Consider the following 22,963-nt stretch of genomic DNA (forward strand, 5'->3'; position numbering starts at 1 on the left):
TCATTAAAAAGGTGATACATTTAAGAAGAAGCGTTGTAGCCATCCCATAGACTGTGCTTCATTGATATAACCGTCTCCGATATATTCAATACGCGCATCAGCAACTTGGGTTGAATTTACGGTATTAGTACCACTGATAGTTCTTGGGTTCACAACACCTGAGAAACGGATAAATTCAGTACCTTGATTGATAGCAATTTGCTTTTCGCCAATAACATGCAGGTTTCCATTGGCAAGGAGCTGATCGACGGTAACTGTAATGGTGCCTTTAAAGGTATTGTTCGCATTTGCGCCACCTTTACCGCCAAAGTCACTGTTCCCTTCCATACTCATATCTGTGCGTTTATTACCAAATATTCCTTCTAAGAATCCCGGCGTAATCGCAGCAAGGAATCCTGCTTTACCATTACGGCTGGCATTTGCAGATGAGTTTTTGCTTGCACTGACATTCTCTTGCAATGTAATAGTCAGCGTATCGCCTATATTGCGAGGACGTCTATCTTCAAATAAAGGTTGATAGCCAAAATAAACAGGCTGAGTTGCCTGAAAAATAGAGCCATTGGGTGCCGGTGCAGTCGGTGCCGTTGGAACCGCCGTTGTGTTGCCTTCCACTAACGGTTTTTTGGGTATATATGCGCATCCCGACAGTGTCAGTACCAACAGGGCGGTACCTAAACGTTGATGACGACGCCATCTGACACTAAGCTTTCTTGCCCCAGAATTGTCAGTAATGACCTTTGTATCCATCTTCGATACTCTTTTAGTAATACGCCTGACAGGAAACCCTGTCAGGCTAATGAACAAACGAAATTAGAGTTGCGTTAGTTTCTGTAACATCTGATCAGATGTTGAAATCGCTTTACTGTTAATTTCATAAGCACGTTGAGTTTGGATCATATTGACCAGCTCTTCAGCTACATTAACGTTAGAGGTTTCAACATATCCCTGATACAACAAGCCTGCGCCGTTGATACCCGGGGCATTTTCAGTAGGTGCGCCAGAACTTGCAGTTTCTAAGTACAAGTTTTCACCGACACTTTCTAATCCGCTGTCATTAATAAAGGTAGTTAGTGTCAATTGACCCACTTGTTGTGGCGCAGGGGAGCCTTCAATCTCAACACTGACTGTACCATCACGACCAATCATGACCTTTTTCGCAGTTTCAGGAAGAATAATTGCAGGCACAACTTGGAAACCACTAGTGGTGACTAATTGCCCATTTTGATCCATTTGAAAAGAGCCATCACGGGTATAAGCGTCTGTACCATCAGGTAACTGGACATGGAAGAAACCCTGTCCTTTAATCGCCACATCACGAGTACCATTAGTTTGAGCCAAATTACCTTGACTATGTAAACGCTCAGTCGCAACTGGACGAACACCCGTACCAATTTGTAAACCTGAAGGTGCATTTGTCTGTTCAGACGTCATCGCACCAGGCTGGCGAATGGTTTGATACAGTAAATCTTCGAAAACCGCACGCTGACGTTTAAAGCCATTGGTGCTGACGTTTGCGAGGTTGTTGGAAATCACATCCATGTTTGTCTGTTGTGCATCCAACCCAGTTTTAGCAATCCATAAAGAACGGATCATGGTTTTCCCCTTACACTATTTAACTCAGTGATAGCAATTGGTTAGCTCGTTGCGCATTATCATCAGCGCTATGGATAACCTTCATTTGCATTTCGAAACGTCTTGCGTTTGCTATCATATCGACCATGGCTTCTGCTGGATTGACATTACTGCCCTCTAACACACCAGCTAACACCTTCACGCTATCATCTGCAGGTAATTCCTCACCAGCACGCGCAACTCCTTTCGGTGATAAATGGAATAACCCATCATCACCACGAACTAAGTCGTTTTGCTCTGGTTTTACCATTTTCAGACGACCAATTTGACCCAGCATTTTTGGTGGATCAGTAGGCACATGCGCAGTCACAATACCGTTATTGGCAATACTAACATTTGCTTGAGCAGGTACTTCAATCGCACCGTTATCACCCATTAACAAACGCCCTTGTACCATCAACATGCCGTCAGCGTTACGTTGAATATTCCCGTTTCGGGTATAGGCTTCAGTACCATCTTCAAGTTGAACCGCTAAATAGCCGTTATCACTTAAAGCAACGTCCATTGATCGGCCGGTATAGTTCATCGTTCCTTGACTCTGATCGCTACCTGGCGTTGATGCTACCGTTAATGTACGAGTCGGTAAGGTATCGCCATTGACAGGTACGGCTCGCATTGCACTAAGCTGCGCTTTGAATCCCGGCGTTGATGCGTTTGCTAAGTTGTTTGCCACGACAGCTTGATTTTCCATCGAATGTCTGGCGCCGCCCATCGCGGTATAAATCACATGATCCATAACAGATTATTTCCGGCGTTATTAGCGCAAGCTAACCAGAGTCTGCAGGATCTGATCCTGAGTCTTGATGGTTTGTGCGTTTGATTGATAGTTACGTTGAGCAACGATCATGTTGACTAACTCTTGGCTCATATCCACGTTAGACGCTTCTAATGCGTTATTGGTTAACTTGCCGAATACACCAGAGCCTGCAACACCGACGATTGGTGAACCTGAACCGTTAGTTTCAGACCACATATTGTCGCCTTGTGAGCTTAAACCACCTGCGTTTGCAAAGTTAGCTAATGCGATTTGACCAACAACTTGGCTTTGTTGGTTTGAATAAGTCGCCATGATTGAGCCATCTTGCTCAATACGGAAGTTGGTGAATTCACCTGCTTGGTAACCGTTTTGCGCTAATTTAGATACGCTGGATTCAGAGACTTTTTGCTGAGTGCTACCAGTGAAATCTAATTCGATAGTACCCACAGCAGAGCCATTCAAAGAAGCAATATTCATATCGGTCTTTGTATAACTCTCTAGCACCCCTGCATTGGTATATTTTAAAGTGCCTAAATCTTGATGAGGCGTTGGCGCACCACCTGCTATTTTAGTTGACGTATCTTGCCCATAAACTTTCCATTCATTGTCATTAGTTTTTACAAAGAATAAGTTCAGGTTATGTTCATTACCTAAGCTATCGTAAGTGGTAACGTTAGTACTGAAGTTATAAGTATCACCATCTTTAGAATCAAATGGCGTTTTAGCAGGTTTCTCTTCACCTGAATTAAGGTTAACCGCCATATTGATTTTGTCTGTTGCACTGGCATTCATCATATCGGTAGGAATAACGATAGGTGTTGGTGTCGCCCCTTTTTGAACAACATTTTTACCATCAACAACTTGTACTGGATAACCTGTTACACGCATACCTTGCATATTGGTCAGGAAACCGTCTTTATTTTTACCAAATTCACCGTTACGTGAATAGAAAACACCGCCATTTTGGTCTTCAATGCGGAAAAAACCACCGCCAGAAATTGCCACGTCTGTTGGACGGTTAGTGGTTGTGATACTACCGTCTTTAAAGTTTTGGCTAATGCCTGCCACTTTAACACCCAGACCTGCACCTGAACCGGCGAAAACGTCTGCAAAAGAAACGTTTGCACCTTTAAAACCGTAGGTTGCAGAGTTAGAAATATTGTTACCGATAGTATCTAAGTTAGCGGCTGCTGCGTTTAAACCACTTACTGCTTGTGAAAAGGACATGCGCCCTCCAAGTTGAATATGTGTTAGTTAAAGAACCTGACGAATTTCATCCAATGAAACGGTATTACCTAAGCCAACATCAAGGCGGGCACCACCATCCACCATGGACACACTATTCACCAGCGCATAATTCAGTGTCTTAACAGGGACCTGAGCATCATTAAGCGTGGCGTTAACGGTAAATTTATAGCTTCCCGGTGGAACAGGATTGTCATTTTCATCAGTACAATCCCAAGAGAAGTTATAAACATCCGGTAGCATCTTTTTGTCCATATTGATTGTACGAACGGTCACACCACTCGCATTGGTGATGTTTATCGTAAGAGAATCGGTTGGACTGAGTAATTCAAAACCAAAAGGTGTTGAAAAAAGGTGTTCACTGTCAGGCGTATTTGGATCCGTACCATCTGCTTTATACGTTCCCATTTGCTGACGAGTTTTTTCATTTTGAGTGTCAGGTGTTGGAATGGTGTCATCCCCATCACCGGGATTTTCAGTCTCACCTTTACCGTCGGTTGGCTGAAAGACAACAATTTTATTCCCTGCGACCATAACACCTCGTCCCACCAGCGAAGAGGCTTTTAACGCCTGACTTTGGTCAATCTGGCCAACAATGTTATTCACTGTTTTATTCAGTGTTTCAATGCCTTCAACGGTTGAAATCTGAGCTAACTGGGAAGTTAACTCATTATTTTGCATTGGGTTTGTTGGATCTTGATTTTTCATCTGGGTGATGAGAAGTGTCAGGAAATTCCCTTTAATATCATCACTACCACTTTTTTTCGTATGGTATGAAGAAGGAGCATCCCCGATAATGGTATTATCATAAGGTTCATTCATTGAGGAGGAAATACCCACAATTTATTCTCCCTATTGACCTATCATCAGTGTTTTTTGCATCAGCGATTTTGCCGTGTTCATCACTTCGACGTTAGCTTGGTAGCTTCTTGATGCAGAGATGGTGTTAATCATTTCACCCACAACATCAACATTTGGCATACGTACATACCCTTTTTCATCGGCAAAGGGATGTCCCGGCTGATATTCCATACGAAATGGCGCAGGATCATCCACCACTTCAGTAACACGAACACCACCAATTTCTTGACCAGCAGGTGCGTTTACCTGAAAAACAACCTGCTTTGCACGATATGGGTCGCCATCTGGACCCGCAACACTGTCAGCGTTTGCCATATTGCTGGCACTCACATTTAAACGCTGTGATTGCGCTGAAAGTGCTGAACTTGAAATATCGAAAATACTAAATAAAGACATGCTCTTTACCCTACTGTTGCAATACAGCCATCATGCTTTTAACTTGCGAGTTAATAAATGTCACATCAGCCTGATACTTAAGGCTATTGTCAGCAAAATTACTACGTTCCATGTCCATATCCACGGTATTACCATCCATCGCAGTTTGATGAGGCACGCGATAGAGTAAGTCCGCTTCTAAGCGATAACCGGGTTTGATCGGGATATGGCGTTCAGATGTCATAGCCAATTGCATGCCATGAGTACCTGTACGCCCATTTTCAATGGTTTTCTTCAATTCAGAAGCAAAATCAATATCACGAGCCTGAAAGCCTGGGGTATCTGCGTTAGCGATATTCGCAGCGAGAATTTCTTGGCGTTTATTACGTATTGAGAGCGCTTCTTGTTGAAAATGAAACGTATTTTCTAATTTATCGAGCATCTTCTATCCTTGGTGGCTAAGCCACTTACCTCAGCTGATAAAACAATTTCAGTTGACAGAATAAACGCTCAAAAAAAAGATGATTGGAGGAATAGGCGTAAATTGGATTGCTATTTATGCGTTTAAGGCGTGCAAAGTCGATGTACACTGTTATTGCTAAATAATGGCAAACGCACAATTAGCATCAACTCTGTAAGGTGATACAAATTATGTTAGTTAGAACTCTTATCGGTCTATTTTCTTTTTTCTTTATGGTGAATGTAAGTGTCGCGAAATCACTCCCTGAAGAACTACAAGATTTCTTTGTCGCACTTCATCAACAAGGCGATAAAGTGACTGTGACAGTTTTAACACCAGAAGATAAATGGCCAGTCTGCCACACACAAGAGATCCAACGTCATGCTGGTGCTCGTAATTGGGGGCGTCTTTCAATCCCAATTCAATGTGATAAACAACGTCGTTTTATTCAAGTTGATGTTAGCGTTAATGGTAAATATTTAATCGCAAAAAAAGACATCAGCCGTGATGACATGATTGAAACTTCTGTCGTTAGCATGACAACGGGTGAATTAGAAAAATTACCTTATGATGTATTACGCGATCCTGCATTAATTAAAAATGCGATCGCAATGCGACAAATATCCGCAGGAAAACCTTTAACTTCGACAATGGTTCGTCGCCCTTGGGCTATTTTGGCGGGACAAACAGTCACTGTATTTGCGCAAGGCCCTCACTTTCAGATCCGTTATGAAGGCAAAGCCATAAACAATTCTGTCGCCAATGAAACTATTCGAGTAAGAGTTAAATCAGGCCAAATCGTCACTGGCGAAGCACTGGAAAACGGCTCTGTACGCATCCCTCTTTAATAGATTAAAAAGCTGATAAGCAGAATAAGCCTAAATTGAATTGCTTGTTACCCGTTTCAGTTATGGCAAGCCGAGGTAAACTCTCTTGCGCTACATTTTTCACTCTAAATAATTAAAGCTGTAGTTAGACAATAATTTAAAACATCGCATATAGATACTCTAAATAATTCAAATTGTAGCTAGGCGACAAATAAACGAATCGCTAGGAGCATACATAAGTATGTGACTAGTGCGAGTGAATGCGGTCAACACCGCTACGGCTTGAAGTATGACGAGTAGTGTGACTAGTGCGAGTGAGTGTTGCCAACAACGCTACAACTTAAAGTATGACGAGTATGACGACTAAGATTAAAGTTTTTGATTTCATAGCCGATATAAAGAAACAAGATGATAGGCGAAAACACATAGGTTGTTTTACAATGGCTTCATCTGACTATTAATTGATGCCTAACAAAGGATTTCCCTATGAGTATTGAACGCGCGAATCCACTGCTTCCGATTAATGCAATTGCACAACGTAACCCGGGTGAAGTCACTCAGGGCTCACGTAAATCGGGAACAACTGAACAAAAAACTGCAACAGGCGACACTTCTGTAAAACTGAGTGAAGCGCAGAAAAAACTTGTTCAACCTGGAAATAAAGACATTGACGTTGAGAAAGTTGCTCGCTTAAAAGAAGCAATTGCCAACGGAACATTAACCATGGACAGCGGTAAAATTGCGGACGCTCTTTTCCGTGAAGCTGCTGAAAGCATAACTCAATAATATTTTAATGATTATGATGGAAGAACTCCGCCAGACTTTAGATCTTCAATTATCACAGCTTAATACCATTGCGGGTATTTTACGTGCTGAACAACAGTTATTATGCGCAGGTAATATTGATATCAATGCCCTGCACGAAGTAACTGAACAGAAGAATTTTGTCTTGTCGGCTTTAGGTCATACAGACCAACAGCGTCATACGCTAAGCCTACAAGCCGGTGTAGAAAAACCTTATGAAGGGTTGCCGTTCTTATCTGATTTATGGACACAGATAATAGACGTTACGGCGGAGTTAAAATATCTGAATCAACATAACGGATTACTGCTCGATCAACATATCGCTCGTAATAGTGATGCTATCCGTTTTTTGCAGAAGAACCACAGCCCAACCCTTTATGGTTCTGATGGGCAAGCACAGCGTTCAACACTGGCTGGGCGTAAAATTCAGGTTTAGGTTTTCTCAATAATTATCAGAATTCACACGATACGCCATCAATATTGATGGCGTTTTGCGTTACGGGTAAAACGAAAATGCCACTTACTTTAACGCCACCAACCGATCACACTGTGCTGTTATTTATCTCATCCTTGTGACACTTCTCTTATCTAAAATAGATATCACTAAGCTATCTATTTCTTGATGAGCTGACTTCTCTCTTTGTTGTGAGTAAAAAGCTAACACGACTCCGACTCTCTACCCCATCACATCTTTCTATTTTATAAATATAAAAAAGGCCACTTAATAAAGTGGCCTTGGCTTTAATAACAGTTGATCAGTGAGAATGATTAATGAGGTTGTCCACCAATCATCGATGTCATACGAATGCGACGACCTTCACTAACTTCCATATTCGACAACACGGCTAATTGTGGCAGGCTACGACGTAAGAAACGTGACAATAATGAACGCAACGCATGATTCACTAGCAATACTGGAGCACCACCAGACATCTCTTGGTGACGCACTGCATCTGCTGCTTGTTGTTCGATATTCTCAGCCAGCCCCGGCTCTAAACCACCGCCACTTTGCATTGCTTGAACAAGAATACGCTCTAAGCTGGCATCTAAGCCAATGACTTGGATTTCATCTTGATCACCAAACCAGTGTTGTGTGATCGCACGGCGAAGTGCAACACGAACAACGGCTGTTAATTCAGCTGGATCTTTCTGCTCTGGTGCGTGCTCTGCTAAAGCTTCTAATATGGTTCTCATATCACGAATAGGCACTTGTTCAGACAGCAGATTTTGCAATACTTTGTGCAACACTGTAAGCGAAAGCATATCTGGGATCATATTTTCTGTCATTTTAGGGAGCTCTTTACTCACCCGATCAAACAACATTTGTGCTTCTTGACGACCAAATAATTCTGATGAGTATTTCGCTAATGCATGGTTAAAGTGCGTTGCAATAACAGTACTAGCAGCGACAACGGTATAGCCTTGAACCTGTGCTTGCTCTCTTAAGCTGTCATCAATCCAAACTGCCGGTAAACCAAATGCAGGCTCTTGAGTAATATCACCCTCTAAAGAGCCAACGGCATTACCCGGGTTGATTGCTAACCAACGACCTGGATGCGCTTCACCGTGACCAATTTCAACCCCTTTCATTAGAATGCGATAAGAAGAAGGTCTTAACTCCATATTGTCTCGAATATGAACAACAGGAGGAAGATATCCCGTTTCCTGAGCAAACTTTTTACGAATACCACTAATTCGGCCTAATAACTCACCATTTTGGCGGTTATCTACCATTGGAATTAAGCGATACCCTACTTCCATAGCTAATGGATCTTCAAGTTGTACATCTTCCCATGAAGCTTCAACAACACGGTTTTGTTTTTCAACTTCTTCCATCTCTTTTTGTTGTTGCACTTCAGGATTGGCGTTACGGCGTAAGATATACCAACCTAATCCACCTAATGCTGCGGTGAAGAAAAGAAAAACAAAGTTAGGCATTCCCGGCACTAAACCTAACAGACCAAGTACGCCTGCGGTTAACAGTAGAACACGAGGATTGTCAAACAGTTGGGTAACCATTTGTTGCCCAACGTCTTCATCTGTTGCAACACGAGTAACGATAACACCCGCTGCTGTTGAGATAATCAATGCAGGAATTTGCGCAACCAGACCATCACCAATGGTTAAAAGGGTATAAGTTGTTGCGGCATCGTTTAATGCCATTCCGTGTTGAGCGACACCGACGATAAGGCCACCTACCACGTTAATCACAAGGATCATTAAGCCAGCGATGGCATCACCACGAACGAACTTACTCGCACCATCCATTGAACCGTAAAAGTCGGATTCTAATGAAACTTCTTTACGGCGTTTTTTAGCTTCATCTTCGCTGATAATACCAGCATTCAGGTCAGCATCGATTGCCATCTGTTTACCTGGCATTCCATCTAACACAAAACGCGCACCGACTTCAGCAATACGTCCCGCACCCTTGGTGATAACCATAAAGTTAATCAAAATAAGGATGATAAAGACCACAATACCGATAGCAAAGTTACCGCCAACAAGGAAATGGCCAAAGGCCTCAACAACGCGCCCTGCCGCTTCTGGTCCTGTATGTCCTTCCATTAAGATAATACGTGTTGAAGCAACGTTTAATGATAAACGTAACAACGTGGTAAATAGCAAAATAGTGGGAAAAGCAGCAAAGTCCAAAGTACGTCGAGTGAACATTGCAACCAACAGCACCATGATGGAGAGTGCGATATTAAAGGTAAATAATAAATCCAATAGAAAAGGTGGCAATGGCAATACCATCATTGACAGTATCAACAAGATAAGCACTGGCCCAGCCAGTATCTGCCACTGAGAACTTTTCCAATTTCCCGGCAAGCGGAGTAATGAGGCCAAATTAGCCATGACGATTATCTTCTCCAGCAAAGTCCAGTGCGGGAGGCACTGGCAAGTTCATAGGTTGTTTAGGTTTTAAACCACCTTCGGTTTTCCATCGTTTCAGTTGATAAACCCATGCAAGTACCTCTGCAACCGCAGCATAGAGGGTTGAAGGTATTGCATGGCCTATTTCACTGTGACGATATAACGCCCTAGCAAGCGGTGGTGCTTCTAGAAGCGGAATTCGATTTTCTGCACCAATCTCTTTAATTTTTAACGCAATAGCCCCTGCACCTTTTGCTAAAACTTTAGGTGCAGTCATTTTGTCGTTATATTGCAGTGCAACAGCATAGTGTGTTGGGTTCGTAACAATAACGTCAGCTTTCGGTACATCCGCCATCATTCGACGGCGAGACATCGCATGTTGTTGCTGACGGATACGTGCTTTAAGTTGCGGATCACCCTCTTGCTGTTTAAATTCATCTTTAATTTCTTGGCGCGTCATGCGTAGCTTTTTCAAATGGCTACGAATTTGGAAAATAATGTCAAATGCCACCATCGGGATCAGCATAAAAACAGTGATATAGACGGCGAAAATCAGTAGTTGCATCGCATTCGCTAGTGCACTCAGTGGTGGAAGCGTGATCAGATGAAGAATATCGTTCCAGTTGTGCCATAAAAAAACAGTTGCAGCGATCCCCACAAAGGTTGATTTCAGTATCGCTTTAAATAACTCGGCTAACGCATTCATTGAAAAAATGCGCTTTAACCCAGAAATAGGGTTCCATTTTTTCGGATCAAACTTAATGGATTTACTACTAAAGTTAATTCCGCCTAATAAGGCAGAGCCACCAATTGCCACAAGTACTAAACCCAAAAACACCGGTGATAGCGCAAACACAGCTTGTTTAATCAAGCTACCAAATCGAGGGATCAGCAAATTCTCATTACCAATAAGGTGATGATTAAACGTAAACCCTTCTGTTAACATGGCATATAGCCCACGAGTGATAAACCCACCACTCATCCACAGCAAACTCACACCACCCAAGACCATTAATACGGACGATAGCTCTTTAGAACGGACAATTTGCCCATCCTTTTTGGCTTTTTCCCGTTTATGGGGTGTGGGGTCTTCTGTTTTTTCGAGATCGCTATCTTCAGCCACAGTCTGTCCGATTTAGATATTGAGATTAAAAGCATGAATGAAATGACTCTAAGCATGACAAATTCAGAGGAAATTGATGGGCTGAACAATCGCAAATTTACGGGGCTTTTTGGGCTATGACAGTATGCACTTAAAAAAACAACCCAATGATAAAAATGGAAATATAGGCAATATTGACGCTGATTATAAGGAAATCAGCAAAACTCACAGCAAAATTGAGCAATTTTACTTTTGATGTTTATTTCGATAACTTCAAAAGCCGCTTAAAAAAAGCGGCTTACATTTTCTTCAATAGCGTGTGCTATTAAAGCATTATTACGTGATTTTTTATCCATAAAATACACCATCCTAAAAGAGCTGAGCATAGAGCGAATGCGTCCTGCATATCTCAACGTCCTTATCGCCCTAAAACTCATTAGAAGGTTAGAAACCTAAACTTTCCAGTAAATCATCAACTTGATCTTGATTTTTGATCACACCAGCGTTGTTTTTATTAACCTGTGGACCATTTAATAAAGAGTCAGTCTCTTTCTTCACATTAGACTTTTCAAGTTGCTCTGGTGGCAGGTTTTCCATTAATACCATCACGAGTTGTTTTTCAATTTCTTGAACAACACTCATCATGCGTTTAATTACCTGGCCGGTCAGATCTTGGAAATCCTGTGCCATCATAATTTCCAATAACTGACTGTTAGTAAAAGCCGTACTCTCAGGGATATCCCGCAAATAATTGCGGGTATCGGTTACAAGAGAGCGTACATCTTTCAGCTCTTCTGGCTGTTCAAACCATTGGTCCCAACGTTCAGTAAGCTTAGTCGCATCGGAACTTAACGCATCCTGTTTAGGTTGCGCAGCTTCGACACAGTTCAATGTACGCTCAGCTGCCTGAGCGGTCATTTGAGCAACATAGTCCAGTCGTTCCCTAGCGTCAGGGATGGCTTCTGCTGCTTCGGCTATTGCTTTATCCAATCCTAATTCTCGCAAACTGTCGCGTAACATCCGCGTCAATTGTCCGATCCGGCTGATAATATCAGATGTCATTTCAATATTATCTTTCGGCATAATTGGATTCCCACTCATTGCGACTCCTTAGATGCCCAGTTTTTCAAAAATTTTATTTAGTTTTTCTTCAAGAATTGCTGCTGTAAAAGGTTTAACAACATATCCACTTGCACCAGCCTGCGCTGCTGCAATGATATTTTCTTTTTTAGCTTCAGCGGTCACCATTAACACTGGTGTTGCTGCAAGTCCCGCATCACTACGAATATTTTTAAGAAGCTCTAGACCATCCATGTTTGGCATGTTCCAGTCTGTGATCACAAAATCAATTGCCGAATTGCGTAATTTAGCTAACGCGTCAGCACCATCTTCTGCTTCTTCTACATTCGTAAATCCTAATTCCTTTAGCAAATTACGAACTATGCGGCGCATTGTTGAAAAATCATCAACCACTAAAAATTTCAGATCCTTACTTGCCATTGAAAACTCCTTCAAAATATATCGGCAAATTACTGTGTTGCTTTTAAACTGAACTTAATCAGATACGCAATGATTGTGTGCTACTGATTTTCATCAGTACTGCTTTACTCATTGCGCTTATGCTTTTCACTTCGTCTACTGCGCCTAATTCAACTGCAGCGCGAGGCATACCAAAGACGACACAACTCGCTTCATCTTGTGCAAAGGTATAACTACCAGCACGACGCATTTCTAATAAACCTGCAGCACCGTCACTTCCCATTCCGGTTAAAATCACACCGATAGCATTACGTCCCGCATATTTTGCGACTGACTTAAATAGCACATCGACAGAAGGACGATGACGGTTTACTGCAGGCTCTTTATTAATGTGGATCTGATAGTTAGCACCATTACGACGAAGCTCCATGTGATAATCACCTGGCGCAATATAAGCATGCCCAGGCAATACACGTTCGCCGTCTTCTGCTTCTTTTACACTAATTTGGCATAAACGATTTAATCGTTCTGCAAATGAGTGTGTAAACCCTGCGGGCATATGTTGCGTAATTAATATCGCAGGGCTGGTAATAGGTAATGGTTCTAGAAAATTACGAATAGCCTCTGTGCCACCAGTTGATGCACCTACAGCAATCAACTTTTCACTCGAAATCATCGGTGTAAATGACAATGATTTAGAAGGCGGAGCCTGAACTTCACGTCGACTAATTCGAGCAAGAGCTGCTGCACGAATTTTCTCAGCAATCAGTTCACTATAAGCCATCATACCTTCACGCAAACCAAGCTGTGGTTTTGTCACAAAATCAACTGCACCCAGTTCTAACGCTTTTAACGTCACTTCTGAACCTTTTGCTGTTAATGATGAAACCATAACGACAGGCATTGGTCTTAATCGCATCAGTTTTTCCAAGAAATCAATACCATCCATACGTGGCATTTCAACGTCTAACGTTAATACCTGTGGGTTGTACTTTTTTATTAAGTCACGAGCCACTATAGGATCTGGTGCACAATCAACAACTTCCATATCGCTATGACTGTTGATGATTTCTCGCATGATTTGACGCATTAACGCCGAATCATCAACACAGAGTACCGTTATTTTATTCATAACCTCTCCTTGCTGGTGTCAGCCCGTAAACGGTATGCCCATGCAAGTAGAAATCCTTGCTAAGCTGGCTTACATTCTCAGAATGTCCAACAAACAGCATTCCGTCTGGCTTAAGTAATGAGGTAAAGCGGTTAAGTAAGTTTTGTTGTGTCGCTTTGTCAAAATAAATCATGACATTACGACAAAAAATTGCATCAAAACTACCTTCTAGATCCCATTGCTTATCGAGTAAATTCAAATACTGAAAAGAGACCATCTCGCTAATTTGCTGTCTAATTTTCACGTATCCTTCAAAATCGCCGACACCTTTGAGAAAATATTTTTTCAAATATTCATCATTTAAAGTTTTAAGCTCTTCCTGTCGGTAAACACCTTTTCGTGCTTTATCCAACACATTAGTATCGATATCGCTGGCAATAATTTTGGTTTTATAAGGGTTATTCCCAAAAACATCGCGTAAAGTCATCGCAATTGAATAAGGTTCTTCTCCAGTAGATGCTGCTGCACACCATACTCGGTAGACTCCTCCTGCCCTTTTTCTGGCATGTTTTGCCAAAATAGGAAAATGATGCGCTTCCCTGAAAAATGCGGTGAGATTGGTTGTTAAAGCATTTACAAACTCTTGCCATTCAGGGTTGCGTATATCACTTTTAAGAAACGCAAGATAGTCACCAAAGTTATTCATCCGTAATTCACGTAACCTCCTAGTGAGACGGTTATAAACCATCTCCCTTTTGTTGTTAGTCAGCACAATACCTGCCTTTTGATAAATCAATTGGCATATAGATTGGAACTGATCATCGGACAACATGAACCGTTGGGTAAAAATATCCAACGGTTGAGCAGCGATATCTGATAAGACTTCAGTAACATTACGTTTCATTGTTTTTTAATGGGTCTTTTTAAAAAATGATTTTTTATCTGCTTTTTTCAACCCATTACCTTCTAGGGATGAAGAGGAATTACTCTCATCCGTGTCAGGCAACTCGAATGCCGATACAGCATCAACAAGGTTATTAGCCTGATCTTCCAATGCTGCGGCAGCAGATGCTGATTGCTCCACCAAAGCAGCGTTTTGCTGTGTCACCTGATCCATCTGACTGACTGCATCAGCGACTTGGTGAATACCTCGACTTTGTTCATCAGAAGCTGAGGCGATTTCTGCCATTAACTCAGTGACTTTATTTACTGATGTGACGAGTTCCTCCATTGTCTGCCCTGCATTATTAACGAGTTGAGAACCTTGAGAGACTCGTAAAACAGATTCATCAATCAATAATTTGATCTCTTTTGCAGCATCAGCACTACGTTGAGCAAGGTTACGAACTTCTCCAGCAACAACAGAGAATCCACGCCCTTGTTCACCTGCGCGCGCAGCTTCAACCGCTGCGTTAAGTGCTAATATATTGGTTTGGAACGCAATACCATCAATCACACTGATAATAGCCCCTATCTTTTGAGAACTTTGTGTAATCGCATCCATGGTTTCAACAACACTGTGCGTGATTTGGCCACCACGTAAGGCCGTTTCAGAAGCAGACTCTGCTAGCTTGCTCGCTTGCAAGGCGTTATCAGCATTTTGTTTTACCGTTGCTGTTAACTCTTCCATGCTTGCCGCAGTTTCTTCTAACGAAGCAGCTTGTTGTTCAGTTCTTGAGGATAAATCCGTGTTTCCTTTAGAAATTTCTTGAATACCAGAATACATAGCATGGCTGTTATCACGAACGATACGAATAGAACGCGCGAGCTCACCACGCATATCTCGTAGTCGTCTAAACACATCCCCTATTTCATCATCGGTAAAGACAAGAATTTCACGATTTAATTTACCGGTAGCAACATCATTAAAATAACGGCTTAAACTTGCGAAAGGTTTAATGATATTAAAACTTAGCCAGCGATGAGCCGCGATTGATACAACAATAACCATCGCTATTGCACCGATAAACATCAAGATAGCAATAGTATAAGATCGATGTCCTTGCTCTATAGATTCAGTAATTTCTGCCTGAACATAATTCATATAGGTGTTAAATGAATTTTCCATCGCAGTTTGATAACGTTCTGTTGGTTGATCTAAAAAACCTTGGAAGTTATCGTTTTTTAACATGCTATGTAATTCAGTTAATGCACCATATAAAACGTGGTAATCGTTTTTTACTGCTTCAACGATTTCTTTTTCTTCTGTTGGGATTGCCTCTTTATTTATATCAGCAAGGAAATTTTGAAAATGTGTATTCGCCGTTTCCAAACGTGAAAGTGCAATTGATTCAATAGATTGAATATAATCCGTTGACTGTTCAGTTTTCACTGCAATAGCTACACGATTAATTGCATTACGTGTTTGTATCAAAGATGCCCAACTTAATCCTAATTCATCTCGCTTAGATGTATCTATATCTACTCTGGTGATCTGTTCGTTATTCAAATGAACGATCCCTAGCGAAATACCACTAGAAATCACCTGCATAACGCAAAACATCATCAGCAATAAATAGAGACTGGTGGATATCTTTAATTTGCGAAACCTAAACATGCCTTCACCTCGTTTAAAGCGGTGGTTAAAAGCCACCGCTTGTCAGCCACTTGTTGTTGTTAGAAAGTTTCCCAGTTAGCGGGATCTTCAACACTGCTGCTCTTTTTCTTTTCTGAGGTTCCTGGTTTTATAAGTGGAGCAGCGGCTTTAACTACAGGGGTTGCATCCGATTCCTTTCTTTCTAGCGTTTTTTCTTCCTGACCCGGTAATTTGAAGATTGAAACTAAGCGGGTTAATGCAACTGCTTGATCTTCAAGACCAGCAGCAGCGGCTGCAGATTGTTCTACTAAAGAGGCGTTTTGCTGAGTGACGCGATCCATTTCAGAAACTGCAAGGCCAACTTGTGAAATACCTCGGCTTTGCTCATCTGATGCAGAAGCGATTTCACCCATGATGTCAGTAACACGCGTTACTGAATCCACGATACGTGTCATCGTCTCACCCGCACTTTCAACGAGTACAGAACCCGTTTCAGTACGACTTACAGAATCTTCAATCAGTGTTTTTATTTCTTTAGCAGCTTCTGCACTTCTCTGTGCAAGGTTACGAACTTCACCGGCAACTACCGCAAATCCGCGACCATGCTCACCGGCTCTTGCTGCTTCAACAGCCGCATTCAGTGCCAAAATATTGGTCTGGAATGCAATGCCATCGATAACGGCTGTGATATCGGTGATTTTCTGAGAACTTCCGGCTATGTCGTGCATCGTTTGCACCACATTAGCAACAACTTTTCCGCCTTGGCGGGCAATATCTGAGGCGTCATTAGCAAGGTTACTTGCTTGGCGAGCATTGTCTGCGTTCTGTTTTACGGTTGCCGTTAACTGTTCCATACTTGCAGCAGTTTCTTCTAACGAAGCCACTTGCTCTTCTGTACGAGCAGATAAATCATTATTTCCAGCAGCAATTTCACTTGTGCTGTTATAAATGTTTTCCGTACTTTGATAGACACCACGAACGGTTTGAATAAGTTCTTGTTGCATATGTTTTAATCCATTTGCTAACAAGCTCATTTCATTGCGGCCATTCACTTCGATATTTGGACGTAAATCACCTTCAGAGAAGGTTTTGATACTTACTAGAAGTGAATTTAATGGTCTAATTAAGGCATTACGTAATGCAAACCAGCATAGAATTAATGCCGAGATCACGATGATGGCTAATACAACCATAGTAATGACAGTGCGTTGGTGAGAGGCTTCTAGTGCCACATTTAACTCTTCGTTAAATTTCTCATTACGCATGACATATGCAAGATATTCTTTATAAAAAGCGTCTTGATAACCCGTAGTTGGTTGCTCAAAAAAATCTTTTAAGTTTTTATCTTGAAGTAAAATTTCCAGTTGGTTTAATGCAGAGTAATATTCGATAAAACGCCCTTTTAGGCTACGAACATCATCTTCTGAGTGAACTTGATAAGCAGTAATATTCTTTTCAAATTCTTTAAATTTCTCATCTGCACGGGACATATTTTTACGAGCAAGACCCGTTAGATAGTCAACAGATAGAGAATCATCTACATTAAGATTTTTATCTTGTAATAAAAAACTAATCGCGGCGCGGTTAATGTTATTACGAGCTTGCAGTAAGTTAGCCCAGCTTTCATCTAGGCGCTCACGTTGATCTTGTATTGTCAGTGTTTTATTAAGGTCGTTTCTTGTCTCAACGATATTTGAGTAAAAAACACCCCCTGAGACAAATTGCAAAACACCAAACAACAGAAGAATGGATAATAATCCAGTCACTATTTTCATTCGGCTAAACATAGTTTCCCTTTTTATAATAAACGGTAATGAGCAAGTTATCGGCAGACTTAAGAGAAACTTTATAGGTTTCATTTCGTCTTAGTCATGCTTTTGCCCCATTAGAAAGCGGTGGTAATACTGTTTTTAATTAAAATTATAAGTATAAAAAACTTTAAAGTTATTTCCGTCAGTAGAAAAATATTACAGCTAGGTGATAGCTACTTATAAGTTAATAAATAATAAAATAGAACTTAACTAAAATTATTAGTTCTTTTTTATCTTTTAATTTTACTTAAAGTTAATTTAATGCTTTAGCACTCGCTAATAAAATAAAAAAGATAGAAATAACTATTCCGGCAAAATTACCGGAACAGTATTTAGATTATTTTTTAAAAAATAAAAACTTATTTAGCTTGAATTGTTGCGCTATCGACTAATTCCATTTCTTCACTGTTGAGTAATTTTTCAATATCAACAAGAATAAGCATTCTTTCATCTAAAGTACCTAAACCTGTTAAATACTCAGTAGACATTGTGACTGCAAACTCTGGCGCAGGGCAGATTTGCTCTGGCTTTAGCGTAAGAACATCAGAAACGCCATCAACAACAATTCCCACAATTCGATTTAATAAGTTAACCACAATAACAACAGTATTGTCATTATAAGTTACACTTTCTTGTGAAAATTTAATACGCAGATCAACTATCGGAACAATAACGCCCCGTAAATTAGTTACACCTTTAATAAAGCTAGGTGAATTAGCAATACGTGTAACTTGATCATATCCACGAATTTCTTGGACTTTTAAAATATCAATTCCATATTCTTCATCGCCCAGCGTAAAAATTAGAAATCCTTGTCCAACAGTTTCACCGGATAATTTCTCGAAATGTTCCGAAGCCATAATCTTATTTTATCCTCACTATTAAATGACTGCGCTTGCAGTTGTATTCTTTTTCTTATTCGTCATTTGTGTATGACTTAAACGTTGCAATTCTGGTACATCAAGAATTAAAGCCACACTACCATCGCCCATAATTGTTGCAGCAGATATTCCAGGCACTTTTCGGTAATTGCTTTCTATATTTTTAACAACAACTTGATGCTGACCAACTAATTGATCTACCAATAAAGCATAACGACGTCCGGCACTTTGAACAATTACCGCAATTGCTTGAGTAATATCGGTTTGAGCACCTTCAATATTAAAAGTACGATGCAGTTCAATCAGTGGTAAATATTCTCCTCTGACCTGCAATAATTTCTCATCACCAGCCAATGGATAAATATCTTCTTCTTCCGGTTGTAAAGAACTGACTACCGTTCCTAATGGTAAAATAAAGACTTCGTCATGAACTTTAACAGACATACCATCTAAAATTGCTAATGTCAGTGGAAGTAAAATACGAATGCGCGTTCCTTTACCTACTTCAAAACTAATTTGAATTTGACCGCCCATCTCTTGGATATTTCTTTTTACAACATCCATACCCACACCACGACCAGAAACATCCGTGACGACTTCTGCAGTAGAGAAACCCGGTGCAAAAATCAGCATAGCAACTTCTTCGTTGCTCATATTTTCAGAAACTGCAAGCCCAGAGGAAATCGCTTTTTTCAAAATACGTTCACGGTTTAATCCGGCACCATCATCAGTCACTTCAATACAAATATTACCGCCTTGATGTTCCGCAGACAGGGTTAATTGCCCCGCTTCCGGTTTACCTGCTGCAACACGATCGGCTGGCATTTCAATACCATGATCAAGACTGTTACGAACTAAGTGAGTTAAAGGATCGATAATTTTTTCAATTAAGCTTTTATCCAGTTCTGTTGAGCTACCAATCATATTTAGCTCAACTTTTTTATTCATTTTACCTGCAACATCACGCACAACTCGAGGGAAGCGACTGAAAACATATTCCATCGGCATCATACGAATTGACATAACAGATTCTTGCAAATCACGAGAATTACGCTGTAACTGAGCAATACAACTTAGTAAATCACTATATATTGCAGGCTCAAGGCTACCACTGTGCTGTGCCAACATTGACTGTGTGATAACCAGTTCACCAACTAAGTTGATTAATTGGTCAACTTTTTCAACTGCAACACGAATACTGCTTGATTCTGTTTTTGGTGCAGCTGCCGCAACAGGTCTTTTCGCTGATGCAGCCGATGCCACTGGTGCTTTAGCAGGTTCTGCTGATGGAGTCACTTTTTCAGCAACTGTTTTTTGTGCAGATATAGCTTGTTCTACTTGGCTTTCAACATGAACATCATCAACAGATGTTGTACTTTCTTCTGTAACTGTGTTTTCTTCTGGTGCTTTTTCTGCAACAGCCACTTTTTTAAACGAGATTTGTTCAGGTTCAATCACAAAACAAAGTACAGCGCTGATATCTTCTTCTGTTGCAGTGGTTTTTAATATTGCTTCAAGACCATGATGCTGTTTTTCAACTTGGCTAACTTCACCAAGGTGTTTTAATTCATCAAGCATTAAATCAATATCTGTCTCTTTAAGATCAGACAAAATAATATGATGGTAATAATGTCCATCAGCCGCCATTGTCGATGTTACTTCGACCATGGTTTCTGTGGCTTCAGTTTGCACACTTTCAGAGTCAGATGACAAAACAGAAGTTTCAGTCATTGTCGCTTGTGAGTCTGAAGCTTCAGATCCAGCACCAACCTCAACTTGAGGAGCGGATTGTTCTTCTTTTACATCGAGAGCCAGCTGACGCAACTTCTCACAAATATAGTTAAATGTTTCCTCATCAGGTTCTTGTGAGTTTTTATGTGCATCCAATTGCTGTTGCATAATATCTTTCGCTTCCAGAAACAGGTTAATAATGTCGTCGGTGAGCGCCATCTCATGACGTCTTGCACTATCGAGCAAGTTTTCAAGCACATGAGTGGTCTGTTGAAGTTTAACGAAGCCAAATGTTGCAGCTCCTCCTTTTATGGAGTGCGCACTACGGAAAATCGCATTCATCTGTTCTTGATCTGGATTTGCAGGATCAAGTAACAGCAAATGCTGTTCCATATCAGCTAACAACTCATCTGCTTCATCAAAAAATGTTTGATAAAACTCAGTAATATCCATCGTTACTCATTCACCTTTACGCGATTACTAACAAATTAGGGGGCTGTTCCCTGCTTTGTAGTAATATTTGTCGATTGTGATGGCAAACTTTCCCCAGAAACTCCTGTTTCAACATTTTCCTTTTTTGATTCGGGAAGCTCAGATGCAGAAGACACAGACGAACCCGTCTGTGTATTTTCTGCTTTTTCTTGTGGGGTTTCTTGCCCTGAAAGTAGAGGTTCAATTTCTGAAGCCTCAGTTACTGTCGGTGCAACCCGCTCATTTTCTTGTACAATTTTTTGTTCTGCTTGCTTCGTTAAGACCAGAATACTGATCCGTCGGTTAGCAGGTGCAAAACCATCCTCTTTAACTAAATGAACTGTTGATGCCATACCCACAACACGCAACACTTTCCATTCACCTAAGCCAGCACCAATTAACTCTCGACGAGAGGCATTCGCGCGATCCGTTGATAGTTCCCAGTTACTGTATTTAAAAGCGCCACTTGCATAAGGAATATCATCGGTATGACCCGATAAACTAATTTTGTATGGCGTGTCATTTAAAATAGGTGCAATTGCCGTCAAAATATCCTTCATATAAGGTTCAACGGTAGCACTACCGACTCTAAACATAGGTCGATTGGCTTTATCGATAATTTGGATGCGTAAACCTTCATCCATCATGTCGATTAATAAATGAGGCTTCAGATCTTTTAATCTAGGATCATTTAAAATGACTTGTTCTAAATTCTCTTTTAATCGGCGGAATTGTTGTTTTTCATTGAGCTGTTTATCTTCCTGGCCTTTTGGCAAAATATCACCTTCGTTATAAACAGGATCACGCCCGCCTCCAGGAATAGGATTGGTTGCATCCCCACTAAATCGCCCTTTTTCAATAGCAACTTTTAATGGCGTACGAAAGTATTCTGCTACACGAGTTAATTCTTGCGGGCTAGAGATTGAAAGTAACCACATCACCAGAAAGAAAGCCATCATTGCAGTCATAAAGTCAGCATAAGCTATCTTCCATGCACCGCCATGAGCGTTATGTTGCTTTCTTCCTCGCTTTTTAACTCGAATGATTTGTGAATTACTCTTCATAATTACTCTTCTTTCATTGCATCAGGATTTGCCTGCATTGGTGTCCGTACCTGACGTACATGTTCTTCCAACTCAATAAAAGAAGGTCTGTCTGCCAGAAAGAGGGTTTTACGTCCAAATTCAACAGCTATCTGTGGCGCATATCCATTCATGCTAGATAACAATGTTGTTTTGATGCACTCCATCATTTTCATTTGCTGACTAGAGCGCTGTCTGAGTCTAGAAGCTAATGGCGAAATAAAACCATAAGCTAATAAAATACCTAAGAAAGTACCAACCATTGCGTGTCCAATTAATACGCCCATTTCGCCAGCAGGTCTATCCGCGGCACCTAACGCATTAACAACACCCATAACCGCAGCAACGATACCGAACGCTGGTAATGAATCACCCATCGCCGATAAGCCTGTTGCAGGCACTTCGCTTTCCTCCTCAAAAGTTGCAATCTCTTCATCCATCAGAGATTCAATTTCATAAGGATTCATATTTCCTGTCACCATCAGACGCATATAGTCAGTAATAAAACTGAGCATATAAACATCTTTCATAATGCGAGGATATTGGGAAAAAATGTCACTTTGTTGTGGGTTTTCGATATCTCTCTCTAATGCCAACATCCCGTTTTGACGGGCTTTTGACAATAAACGAAACATGAGTGCCATTAAATCCATGTACATCGCTTTATTGTAATTTGTACTACGAAGTAATTTCGGTAAGATCTTCATTGTCGATACAATTGCTCTACCATTATTACCCACAATAAAAGCACCGATACCGGCACCAAAGATGATTATAAATTCGGCTGGCTGGTACAAGGCACCTAAACTACCACCGACGAGAAGATATCCCCCGATGACGGCGCTCATAACCACGATATATCCTAAGAGTACTAACACGCGATATCCCTTTAGCTAATTTCGTTATAGAGAGAATGGCGAA

The 22,963-nt window shown here is 40.9% G+C and carries 22 protein-coding genes; 3 read left to right on the top strand and 19 right to left on the bottom strand.

Going from position 1 to position 22,963, the window contains the following annotated elements:
- Positions 1–3: 3 nt before the first annotated feature.
- The 7 genes from GTH25_RS10920 to flgB all read right to left on the bottom strand — a co-directional run bounded on the left by GTH25_RS10920 (position 4) and on the right by flgB (position 5,312).
- Entirely contained in the window at positions 4–747 is a 744-nt protein-coding gene (locus GTH25_RS10920) for a flagellar basal body L-ring protein FlgH (protein ID WP_075673030.1), read from the bottom strand.
- Between the two features lie 63 nt (positions 748–810).
- Entirely contained in the window at positions 811–1,593 is a 783-nt protein-coding gene (gene flgG, locus GTH25_RS10925) for a flagellar basal-body rod protein FlgG (protein WP_036935743.1), read from the bottom strand.
- 19 nt (positions 1,594–1,612) lie between these two features.
- Positions 1,613–2,368 carry a flagellar basal body rod protein FlgF gene (locus tag GTH25_RS10930; protein WP_075673031.1) on the bottom strand — a complete coding sequence of 252 codons (756 nt, stop codon included), beginning with the start codon at positions 2,366–2,368 and terminating at the stop codon, positions 1,613–1,615.
- A 21-nt stretch (positions 2,369–2,389) separates the two neighbouring features.
- Positions 2,390–3,616 (bottom strand): flagellar hook protein FlgE, encoded by a 1,227-nt coding sequence (gene flgE / locus GTH25_RS10935; RefSeq protein ID WP_099660622.1) that lies wholly within the window; start codon positions 3,614–3,616, stop codon positions 2,390–2,392.
- 27 nt (positions 3,617–3,643) lie between these two features.
- Entirely contained in the window at positions 3,644–4,474 is an 831-nt protein-coding gene (locus GTH25_RS10940) for a flagellar hook assembly protein FlgD (RefSeq protein WP_099660623.1), read from the bottom strand.
- A 12-nt stretch (positions 4,475–4,486) separates the two neighbouring features.
- Complete coding sequence (gene flgC, locus GTH25_RS10945) at positions 4,487–4,891, bottom strand: flagellar basal body rod protein FlgC (RefSeq protein WP_023581815.1); 405 nt, start codon at positions 4,889–4,891, stop codon at positions 4,487–4,489.
- Positions 4,892–4,901: 10 nt separating this feature from the next.
- Positions 4,902–5,312, bottom strand: a complete 411-nt coding sequence (gene flgB / locus GTH25_RS10950; RefSeq protein ID WP_075673034.1) for a flagellar basal body rod protein FlgB — start codon at positions 5,310–5,312, stop codon at positions 4,902–4,904.
- Between the two features lie 209 nt (positions 5,313–5,521).
- Between flgB and flgA the strand changes: the two genes are divergently transcribed.
- From flgA to GTH25_RS10965, 3 genes are all read left to right on the top strand, one after another.
- Entirely contained in the window at positions 5,522–6,178 is a 657-nt protein-coding gene (gene flgA / locus GTH25_RS10955; protein ID WP_164530561.1) for a flagellar basal body P-ring formation chaperone FlgA, read from the top strand.
- Positions 6,179–6,643: 465 nt separating this feature from the next.
- Positions 6,644–6,943 carry a flagellar biosynthesis anti-sigma factor FlgM gene (gene flgM / locus GTH25_RS10960; protein ID WP_075673036.1) on the top strand — a complete coding sequence of 100 codons (300 nt, stop codon included), beginning with the start codon at positions 6,644–6,646 and terminating at the stop codon, positions 6,941–6,943.
- 13 nt (positions 6,944–6,956) lie between these two features.
- The gene (locus GTH25_RS10965) at positions 6,957–7,397 is read left to right on the top strand and encodes a flagella synthesis protein FlgN (RefSeq protein WP_083629099.1); all 441 of its coding nucleotides are present in this window, start codon (positions 6,957–6,959) and stop codon (positions 7,395–7,397) included.
- A gap of 332 nt (positions 7,398–7,729) precedes the next feature.
- Here GTH25_RS10965 and flhA read toward each other — a convergent pair whose 3' ends face one another.
- The 12 genes from flhA to motA form a co-directional block, all read right to left on the bottom strand.
- Entirely contained in the window at positions 7,730–9,820 is a 2,091-nt protein-coding gene (flhA, locus tag GTH25_RS10970; protein WP_075673038.1) for a flagellar biosynthesis protein FlhA, read from the bottom strand.
- Positions 9,813–10,961: a flagellar biosynthesis protein FlhB gene (gene flhB, locus GTH25_RS10975; RefSeq protein WP_075673039.1), complete on the bottom strand. Its 1,149-nt coding sequence runs from the start codon at positions 10,959–10,961 to the stop codon at positions 9,813–9,815. Before flhB ends, flhA begins: the two co-directional genes overlap by 8 nt.
- Before the next feature lie 423 nt (positions 10,962–11,384).
- Positions 11,385–12,041 (bottom strand): protein phosphatase CheZ, encoded by a 657-nt coding sequence (gene cheZ, locus GTH25_RS10980; protein WP_075673040.1) that lies wholly within the window; start codon positions 12,039–12,041, stop codon positions 11,385–11,387.
- A gap of 9 nt (positions 12,042–12,050) precedes the next feature.
- Complete coding sequence (cheY, locus tag GTH25_RS10985; protein WP_023581807.1) at positions 12,051–12,440, bottom strand: chemotaxis response regulator CheY; 390 nt, start codon at positions 12,438–12,440, stop codon at positions 12,051–12,053.
- A 58-nt stretch (positions 12,441–12,498) separates the two neighbouring features.
- Complete coding sequence (locus GTH25_RS10990; RefSeq protein WP_075673041.1) at positions 12,499–13,551, bottom strand: protein-glutamate methylesterase/protein-glutamine glutaminase; 1,053 nt, start codon at positions 13,549–13,551, stop codon at positions 12,499–12,501.
- Complete coding sequence (cheR, locus tag GTH25_RS10995; protein ID WP_229578405.1) at positions 13,544–14,362, bottom strand: protein-glutamate O-methyltransferase CheR; 819 nt, start codon at positions 14,360–14,362, stop codon at positions 13,544–13,546. Before cheR ends, GTH25_RS10990 begins: the two co-directional genes overlap by 8 nt.
- Positions 14,363–14,440: 78 nt before the next feature.
- Positions 14,441–16,087, bottom strand: coding sequence for a methyl-accepting chemotaxis protein (locus GTH25_RS11000; RefSeq protein WP_075673043.1), 1,647 nt, complete (start codon positions 16,085–16,087; stop codon positions 14,441–14,443).
- A gap of 59 nt (positions 16,088–16,146) precedes the next feature.
- Complete coding sequence (locus GTH25_RS11005; protein ID WP_075673044.1) at positions 16,147–17,853, bottom strand: methyl-accepting chemotaxis protein; 1,707 nt, start codon at positions 17,851–17,853, stop codon at positions 16,147–16,149.
- Positions 17,854–18,236: 383 nt separating this feature from the next.
- Positions 18,237–18,737: a chemotaxis protein CheW gene (gene cheW, locus GTH25_RS11010; RefSeq protein WP_023581802.1), complete on the bottom strand. Its 501-nt coding sequence runs from the start codon at positions 18,735–18,737 to the stop codon at positions 18,237–18,239.
- Positions 18,738–18,758: 21 nt separating this feature from the next.
- On the bottom strand, positions 18,759–20,942 hold the full coding sequence (cheA, locus tag GTH25_RS11015) for a chemotaxis protein CheA (protein WP_075673045.1): 2,184 nt from the start codon (positions 20,940–20,942) through the stop codon (positions 18,759–18,761).
- A gap of 35 nt (positions 20,943–20,977) precedes the next feature.
- A complete protein-coding gene (motB, locus tag GTH25_RS11020) occupies positions 20,978–22,024 on the bottom strand; it encodes a flagellar motor protein MotB (protein ID WP_075673046.1) in 1,047 nt (348 codons plus the stop codon).
- 2 nt (positions 22,025–22,026) lie between these two features.
- Positions 22,027–22,920: a flagellar motor stator protein MotA gene (gene motA, locus GTH25_RS11025; RefSeq protein ID WP_036935706.1), complete on the bottom strand. Its 894-nt coding sequence runs from the start codon at positions 22,918–22,920 to the stop codon at positions 22,027–22,029.
- Positions 22,921–22,963 lie beyond the last annotated feature (43 nt).

The organism is Proteus terrae subsp. cibarius, from assembly GCF_011045835.1.
Lineage (GTDB): Bacteria > Pseudomonadota > Gammaproteobacteria > Enterobacterales > Enterobacteriaceae > Proteus > Proteus cibarius.